12 protein-coding genes are annotated in these 7,583 nt (G+C 60.7%); 5 read left to right on the top strand and 7 right to left on the bottom strand.

The window, feature by feature from the left end:
- The first annotated feature begins 478 nt into the window (after positions 1-478).
- The 4 genes from Q0063_RS13800 to Q0063_RS13815 all read left to right on the top strand — a co-directional run bounded on the left by Q0063_RS13800 (position 479) and on the right by Q0063_RS13815 (position 1,994).
- On the top strand, positions 479-796 hold the full coding sequence (locus tag Q0063_RS13800; RefSeq protein WP_297872540.1) for a hypothetical protein: 318 nt from the start codon (positions 479-481) through the stop codon (positions 794-796).
- A 26-nt stretch (positions 797-822) separates the two neighbouring features.
- Complete coding sequence (locus tag Q0063_RS13805) at positions 823-1,038, top strand: hypothetical protein (protein WP_297872541.1); 216 nt, start codon at positions 823-825, stop codon at positions 1,036-1,038.
- Positions 1,035-1,259 carry a hypothetical protein gene (locus Q0063_RS13810; RefSeq protein ID WP_297872542.1) on the top strand — a complete coding sequence of 75 codons (225 nt, stop codon included), beginning with the start codon at positions 1,035-1,037 and terminating at the stop codon, positions 1,257-1,259. Before Q0063_RS13805 ends, Q0063_RS13810 begins: the two co-directional genes overlap by 4 nt.
- An 87-nt stretch (positions 1,260-1,346) precedes the next feature.
- A complete protein-coding gene (locus Q0063_RS13815) occupies positions 1,347-1,994 on the top strand; it encodes a CHAP domain-containing protein (RefSeq protein WP_297872543.1) in 648 nt (215 codons plus the stop codon).
- Positions 1,995-2,082: 88 nt separating this feature from the next.
- On the opposite strand, the gene Q0063_RS13820 is transcribed toward Q0063_RS13815, so the two are convergent.
- Entirely contained in the window at positions 2,083-3,003 is a 921-nt protein-coding gene (locus Q0063_RS13820) for a SufD family Fe-S cluster assembly protein (RefSeq protein WP_297872544.1), read from the bottom strand.
- On the bottom strand, positions 3,003-3,743 hold the full coding sequence (locus tag Q0063_RS13825; protein ID WP_297872545.1) for an ABC transporter ATP-binding protein: 741 nt from the start codon (positions 3,741-3,743) through the stop codon (positions 3,003-3,005). The genes Q0063_RS13820 and Q0063_RS13825 overlap by 1 nt, the downstream gene beginning before the upstream one ends.
- A 423-nt stretch (positions 3,744-4,166) precedes the next feature.
- On the opposite strand from Q0063_RS13825, the gene Q0063_RS13830 reads away from it, so the two are divergent.
- On the top strand, positions 4,167-4,838 hold the full coding sequence (locus Q0063_RS13830) for a ferritin-like domain-containing protein (RefSeq protein ID WP_297872546.1): 672 nt from the start codon (positions 4,167-4,169) through the stop codon (positions 4,836-4,838).
- Between the two features lie 138 nt (positions 4,839-4,976).
- Here Q0063_RS13830 and Q0063_RS13835 read toward each other — a convergent pair whose 3' ends face one another.
- The 5 genes from Q0063_RS13835 to Q0063_RS13855 all read right to left on the bottom strand — a co-directional run.
- Positions 4,977-5,195, bottom strand: coding sequence for a hypothetical protein (locus Q0063_RS13835; protein ID WP_297872547.1), 219 nt, complete (start codon positions 5,193-5,195; stop codon positions 4,977-4,979).
- Between the two features lie 102 nt (positions 5,196-5,297).
- Positions 5,298-5,888, bottom strand: a complete 591-nt coding sequence (locus Q0063_RS13840; protein WP_297872548.1) for an ABC-2 transporter permease — start codon at positions 5,886-5,888, stop codon at positions 5,298-5,300.
- On the bottom strand, positions 5,885-6,736 hold the full coding sequence (locus tag Q0063_RS13845) for an ABC transporter ATP-binding protein (RefSeq protein WP_297872549.1): 852 nt from the start codon (positions 6,734-6,736) through the stop codon (positions 5,885-5,887). The genes Q0063_RS13840 and Q0063_RS13845 overlap by 4 nt, the downstream gene beginning before the upstream one ends.
- On the bottom strand, positions 6,733-7,113 hold the full coding sequence (locus Q0063_RS13850) for a GntR family transcriptional regulator (protein WP_297872550.1): 381 nt from the start codon (positions 7,111-7,113) through the stop codon (positions 6,733-6,735). The genes Q0063_RS13845 and Q0063_RS13850 overlap by 4 nt, the downstream gene beginning before the upstream one ends.
- Positions 7,114-7,359: 246 nt before the next feature.
- Positions 7,360-7,583: hypothetical protein (locus tag Q0063_RS13855; RefSeq protein ID WP_297872551.1), on the bottom strand; the 224-nt coding region annotated here is incomplete at its 5' end.

Genomic DNA, 7,583 nt, shown 5'->3' on the forward strand with positions numbered 1-7,583 from the left:
TGTCTCCTGAATCCCTCGGATATTTGTACTATTCTTGAAAATTGATTTCCCTGTCTCCCGGGAGTGTCTATTCACGCATTTTATCAGAAGGTGGGAGCAGGCTTTACGCCTGCAGCCCCGCAATCACGCCTGCAGGGGAGGGGCTCTGTCCCCGCCCCTCAGGCTGTCGAAAAAGTATTTTCGACAGCCTGAGCAAGTTTTCAGAACCCGTGAGAAGTTCTGAAAACTTTTGATTGAAAACGAAAGGAACCCCTGATGGGTTCCTTTCGTAGCTATCTTCCTTTCCGATACTTTTACATATGCTGTTTTTTGACAAGCTGGGGGGAGGGGCTCTGTCCCCGCCCCTTCTTCCTCCACGCTTTCGGGGGACGGGCCGCTACAACTGGCGGAGCGGACTTTTTTCAGACGGACGCACGGCGGCGTGCAACAAAGGGGGCACGGGCGGCCCTTCATAAATACAGGGAAAGGAGGATTCAGCATGACAGAGACGCGAAACCCGGACCCCGGCACCCGGCTGGCCCTGCTGGAGGAACGGATCCGGGCCCTGGAGACCGGCCAGCAGAAGGAGTCGGAATTCCGGGAAAGCTACTACGCCGACCAGAGAATCCGCATCAGGCACGACGCGGAGCTGGAGGTAAAAATCTCCGCCATGGACGAGAAGCTGGACAAGCTGGTGGAATGGCAGGAGACCCAGCGCGAGAAGCCCGGGAAGCGCTGGGAAACCCTGGCGGAAAAATCCCTCTGGACAGCGGCGGCGGCGGTGACCGCCTTCCTGCTGGGCCGGCTGGGACTGTGAGAGAGAGGAGAGCGGAGCGTAAAGAAATGAAAACATCCAACATCATCCTGCTGGCCCTGGGGGGCTTTGCCCTGGCCTTCATCACGGCCATGACCATCGTTTTCTGCGTCAAGGGGGCGGTACCGGACACGCTGATCCAGTACACCCTGGGGGCCGGGGGTCTGGAGGCGTTCCTGCTGGCGGGCATCAAGGTGAGCGCGGTCCTGTCCGGCCGCGGCAGCAGCAGGGAGGACACGAAATGAACGAATACATATTCAAGCGGCTGGGAAATCTTCTCAGCGTCAAATCCCTGGTGACCCTGACGCTGACGGCGGTATTCGCCGTCATGGCCCTGCATCAGACCATCTCCCAGGACTTCATGACGGTATACGCCGTGGTCATCGCCTTCTACTTCGGGAGTCAGTCCCAGAAGCTCCAGGAGGCCATCGACCGGCTTCCCGGCCAGGAGCAGGACGGAACCTGAGCCGGGGGAGCCGCATAGAATGAAAACGAACAGCAGAGACATCCGCCGCCGGGGAATGTCCCCCCGCGGCCGGCAAAGGAGGTACTGATGCCAAACGCCGAAACCATTCTTGCCGCCGCCCGGAAGGAGCTGGGCGTGAAGGAGAGCCCGGCGGGGTCCAACCGGGTCAAATACAACACGTGGTTCTATGGCCGGGACGTCTCCGGCGCCGCTTACCCCTGGTGCATGGTCTTTGTCCAGTGGGTATTCGACCAAACCGGCGTGCCCCTTCCTCTGAAAACCGCCTCCTGCGGAGCCCTGATGCGGGCGGCGCAGACGGCGGGCCAGTGGGTCACCGGCGGCTATTGCCCCGGCGACGTGGTGATTTACGACTTCCCCGGCGGAGCCGCCACGGACCACACGGGCATCGTCGAATCCGTCACCAAAACCGGCATAACCGCCATTGAGGGCAACACCAGCGAGGCCGGAAGCCAGAGCGACGGCGGCCAGGTCTGCCGGAAGCGGCGGCCCAACAGTCAGATTGTGGGGGCGGTGCGCCCCCTCTATGAAACGAAGGAGGAACTACCCTTGGACAACACACCCAGCCCCGCCCACAAGGAGGGCGTTGATTGGGCCGTGAAAAACGGCATTCTCACCGGCGACAGCACCGGGGACCTGAAGCTGACGGAGACCGTCACCCGGCAGCAGTTCTGTACCATGCTGTACCGGCTGGCCAAACAGCTGGAAAAGGACTGAAGGAGCAAAAAACAGGAGCAAAAAAGCAAAAAAAGCAAAAAAAGCAAAAAAACAGCGGAGGGCCGGCGGTCCTCCGCTGTTTTCTTCTTTACGCCAGGAAGCCCCTGAGGATGCAGTCCTCGGCCTCCTCCTCGGTGAGGCCCAGGGTTTCCAGCTTCAAAAGCTGGTCCCCGGCAATCTTGCCGATGGCCGCCTCGTGAATCAGCTGGGCTTCGGTGCAGTTGGCGGTGATGGCGGGGATGGACTTGATTTTTGCCTCCCCCATGATGATGGAATCGCACTGGACATGCCCGAAGCACGCCCCGTTCCCCACCATCCGGGGATAGAACACCTGACTGGACCGGTCCTGCGCCACCGACCGGGAAATCACCCGGCCCCTGGAGCCCTCGCCCTCCAGAATGATTTCCATGTCGCTCTCCGCCGTCTGGTCCCCGTGGGTCAGCAGGCGTTCGGTGACGACCGCCTCCGCCCCCCTGCCGCAGACTATTTTCGTGTCCCGCCTGGTGGAGTCGATGCCCCGAATCTGAACGGTCTCCATCTGAATGGAGGCCCCTTCCTCCAGATATACAACGGTCTGGGGATTCATGACCCGGCTGCCGGTACCGGGGCCCTCGCCGTAGTGCTTTTCCGTATACCGGACTTTGGAGTTTTTCCCCACGTAGAAGGTGTGCACGCCGTCGTGGCGGGACTCCTGCTCTCCGCAGTTGTGGATGCCGCAGCCCGCCACAATATCCACGTCGCAGTCCTCTCCGATATAGAAATCGTTATAGACCAGCTCGCTCAGTCCGGTCTGCGTGATGATGACGGGGATGTGGCAGGTCTCCCCTTTGGTGCCGTCCAGAACGCGGATATCAATGCCGGGCTTGTCCTCCTTGGAGGTGATTTTAATATGCTCCGTGGACTGGCGGCCGTCACAGCCGGAGTCCTTGCGGATATTGAAGGCCCCCACGGGCTTTCCGGTGAGGTCCGCGATCTTTTCCAGAAGCTCGCGGTCAATCACAGTCTCCATCACTGCGCCATCGCCTCCTTTCTCAGCACCGGGCATCCGCCCAGGGTATCCGCCAGAATCTGAGGCAGAATCTCCCCCGGCGTTCCCCGGTGGCGCAGCCGTCCGTCTCCCACCACGATCACCTCGTCCGCCAGAGAGATGATCCGCTCCTGATGGGAAATAATAATCATGGTAGCTCCGCCGGCGGCGTGGAGCTGTTCAAAGGTCTCCGTCAGCCGGGCAAAGGACCACAGATCGATGCCCGCCTCCGGCTCGTCGAAAATCATCAGCTTCCCCTGCCGGGCCAGAATCGAGGCAATCTCGATGCGCTTGACCTCGCCGCCGGAGAGAGAGGCGTCCACCTCCCGGTCCAGATAGTCGTTGGCGCACAGGCCCACCCGGGTCAGGTACTGGCAGCAGCGGTCCTTGCTCAGCTTCTGGTCCCCGCTGGCCAGCGTCAGCAGGTCCCGGACCGTCAGCCCCTTGAACCGGGGGGGCTGCTGGAATCCGTAGCTGATGCCCAGCTTTGCCCGTTCCGTGATGCCCAGGCCGGTGATGTCCTGCCCGTTCCAGAGAATCTGACCGGCTGTGGGGGTAACCAGGCCCATGATGCTCTTGGCCAGCGTGGTCTTGCCGCCGCCGTTGGGGCCGGTGAACACCACCAGCTTCCCGTCACCGATGGAGAGAGAGATGTCATTCAGAATACCCAGCTCGCCGCCGCTCTCATGGACGGTGTAGCTGAGGGATTTCAGTTCCAGCATAGCGGAAAGTCCTCCTTTGGAGTTCCAGACGCCCGGCGCGGAGCCGGGCCTTTTTGACTGCATTGTAGCAGATTTGACAAAAGAACGCAACACAGCGCCGAAAATTTCTTCCTTCCTCAAATCCGTCTCAGAGCCTGTTTAATATCTCAACGTGTGCGTATTGGCGAGGGGATTTTTTGTCCTGCAAGGCAAAAATCCGCAGGCATCCTGACGGATGGCAAGGATTTTTAACGCAGTCAGGGCGGAAAATACACTGTCAAGACGTGTGCGGGGAGATTTTAAACAGGCTCTCATACCGGCCCGGCGGTTATCAGACGGATTTCACTCTATTTTACCCAGATGCCGGATAGATACCTGTGGCATTGGCAACAGGTACAAAAATTTCCCCCGGCGCATAGACTGGGAAAAAAGGAGGGACTTTTTATGGAACAAACCGTACATACCCCCGAATTCTATGACTTCCGCCAGTATGACCGCATCTGGCAGCGGGTGGCGCCCACCCTGGAGCCCTACCCTGCCCGGCAGTCGCCGCCCCCCGCCCCCCCGGCCCAGGGCGCACCCCTGCCCTCCCAGCCGGAAGCCCCCGCCGTGCCGGTGCCCCCCAGCGTCCCCGCCGCCCCCGCCGTCCCGCCGGAAAGCCAGCTCCCCGGGGCGTCTCAGAATCCCTGCTGCATGGGCAGCGCGGCGGCGGAGCTGCTGAACGTGCTGACAGGCTATATCGAAATGGAGCTGGCGGACCGCCGGGCCATCCTGTCCCTGGCGCGGCAGGCCCCCTCCTGGGCCCGGCAGCGGCTGCGGGACATTGCGGCGGACCAGGCCGCCCACGCCCGGAGCCTGTCGGCGGCCTATTACCTGATTACCGGCGGGCTCTACCGCCCCAGCGTCAGCGGGTCCCGGCCCCGGGCGGGACGCTGGTGCGCCGAGCTGCGGGAGCGCTATCACGCCGCCGCCTGCGCGGGGCTGAACTACGCCCGTTCCGCCGACGACACCGCCGACCCCTGCCTTGCGAGGCTGCTGAACAGCCTCAGCGAGGATTCCTACCGGCACGCGGAGACGCTGATGAGCCTGCTGGAGCGGAGCCTGCAAAACCAATGAGGCATTAGGAGTTAGAAATTAGGAATTCAGCAGACTGGAAAACCACAGCGAAACCCAAACATCCGGCAAGGGCGCCTGAATCTTTCAGATGCCTCTGCCGGATGCTTTATTCCTAATTCCTCATTCCTAATTACTAATCTACCCGAAGGCCTTCCGTATCTCCTCCCGCTCCCGGGGAGTCTCCACCCAGTTCTCCACATAGCCGCAGGCGCAGCAGACATACCGGGCCACGGGGACCCGCTTCACCGTGGCAAGCCGGGTGATACAGATGCTGTTGGCAAGATACCGGTGGGCGTTGTCCGGCACCCGGACGACGTCCGTGGAATCACAGATGGGGCAGCGTTTCACGTTCATCATTTATCTTCGCCTCCTCCACAGCTTCCAGAGCCGGTCCAGAAGCGGCAGCAGCAGAAGCAGCAGGACCAGATGATGGGGTATATGAGGCATTTTGCGCTCCTTTCAGTTCACCCTGTAGAGCTTCATGGACAGAGGAATGGACACCGCCGTGGCGACGACTGCCGCCGCGGGCATCAGGGCCTCCAGGGGCATGGGGAGGCTGAACCGGAGGTCCGTGGCGTCCAGGGCGATTCCGGCCAACGCGGCCACGCCGAAAATCACCACCAGGAAGATCATCCGTCCCCGCTCCACGCCGAAGCGCAGCACGGCGGGCAGGGTGATTGCCAGAGAGATCATCCCCAGGCAGAGGCTGATCAGGAGGATGCCGCCTTCGGTGGCCTCTCCGGAGAGAAAACGGCCCACCACCGTCTGCATCACCGTGCAGATCGCCCCCATCACGGCCATGCACAGCCAGCCCAGCACGTATTTGCTCAGCACGATGTCCCGCTTGGAATAGGGCATCATGGCCGCCAGCTGGTCCCAGTGGCTCTGCCCGTCATAGGCGATGGACGTGTAGGGCAGCATGGAGCACCAGACCACCAGAAACACGCAGTTGAAGGTGCTGTTCACCAGGGACATCGCCAGAACCACCACCAGAAAAATTCCCATCTGCTTCCAAATCACGTATAAATCCTTTAACAACAGCGCTTTCATTTCCTTGCTCCTTTCACCATGAAGAGGATGATGTCTTCCACACTGGCCCGCTCCAGCTCCAGCCCCGCCGGGACCTCCTCCCGGCGCACCAGGGCCCGGACGCCGCCGAAGCCGCTGGCCTCCCGGCCCACCACGGCCTCCCTCTGCAGACTCTCCAGCTGCTCCGCCGTGCCTGCGAAAACGCCGTAGGTCTCCAGCAGCCGGTCCTTCTCGTCGCAGAACAGCAGCCGCCCCTGATGGAGGAAGGCGATATAGTCGCAGAGCTTCTCCAGGTCGCTGAGGATGTGGGAGGAAATCAGGATGGAGTGGTCCTCCTCCCGTGTGAACTCGTTGAAAATCTCCAGCACCTCGTCCCGGACAATGGGGTCCAGGCCGCTGGTGGCCTCGTCCAGCACCAGCAGTCTGGGCTGGTGGCTCAGGGCCACGGCAATGGACAGCTTCATCTTCATGCCCCTGGAAAAGTCCTTGAAGCGCTTCTTCCCCGGCAGCTGGAAGCGGTCGAGAAAGTCCTCATAGCGCTTCTGATCCCAGCGGCGGTAGGTCTCCGCCATGACCCTTCCCACCTGGACGGCGGTGAGGGTCTCGGGATAATAGGCCTCGTCCAGGACGACGCCCACGTCCTCCTTCACCTCCCGGAACTCCGGCGAGGCCGCGTCCACCCCCAGGACCCTCGCGGTTCCGCTGTCGGGCGTCAGGGCGTTCATCATCAGGCGGATGGTGGTGGATTTTCCGGCCCCGTTCTCGCCCACCAGACCGCAGATGGTGCCGCTGGGCACCGTCAGGCTCAGGTCCTGAATGGCAAATCCGCCCAGGGATTTGTGGATGTGGGACAGTTCAATTGCGTTCATGCAAACTCCTCCTCCAGTAACGACCGCAGAATTTCCTCCAGCTCCCGCCGGCTGAGATTGCAGCTCTTCGCAAGCTCCGCCGCCCGGGTCAGATGCTCCTCCAGCTCCCGGAGCCGCTGTTCCCGAATCAGGTCCATGTTCTTCTCCGCCACAAAGCAGCCCTTGCCTGCCACGGTGTACAAAAAGCCCTGTGCCTCCAGCTCGTCATAGGCCCGCTTGGTGGTGATGACGGAAATCTTCAGGTCCTTGGCCAGCGCCCGGATGGAGGGGAGCGCCTCTCCGGGCTGAAGCTCTCCGGCGATGATCTGGTTTTTCAGCTGGGTGTATATCTGCTCGTAGATGGGTTGATTCACGGTATTGCGGATGATGATTTCCATGGATGTTCCTCCGTTTGTACTGTACATGAACAGTATATACAGTATGAACAGCCTTGTCAAGAGTTTCAGGAAAAAAATTTTTCGCTCCCGCCTCCGTCCCTGAACAGAAGCGGCCCATGAAGGGCTTTTGCACGGGGGCCGCCGCCTGATATAGTCAGTAAAGCTGAAAACTGGCAAAACGCCGGTTTTCAACCGGCGGCTCTTGGCCTTCCAGTGCGCAAAGCGCACATTTACTGAACTATGAAGTCAAATAAACCGGCCGCTTTCAGCGGCTCCGGCGGAAACCGCCAGTGAAAAGCATACTTGATGCTTTTCATGTTTATTTACCATAAAAATGCGGAAACGGACTCCCTTCTCAAAACAGGCTCTAGGAAATTTCGGAAAACTGTGGTATACTATCCCCCATACGAAAGAGGCGCGAAGGGAAGAGGCGCGAAGGGAAGAGGCGCGAAGGGAAGAGGCGCGAAGGA

The sequence above is a fragment of the uncultured Oscillibacter sp. genome, from assembly GCF_947654275.1.
In the GTDB taxonomy this organism is placed as follows: domain Bacteria; phylum Bacillota; class Clostridia; order Oscillospirales; family Oscillospiraceae; genus Oscillibacter.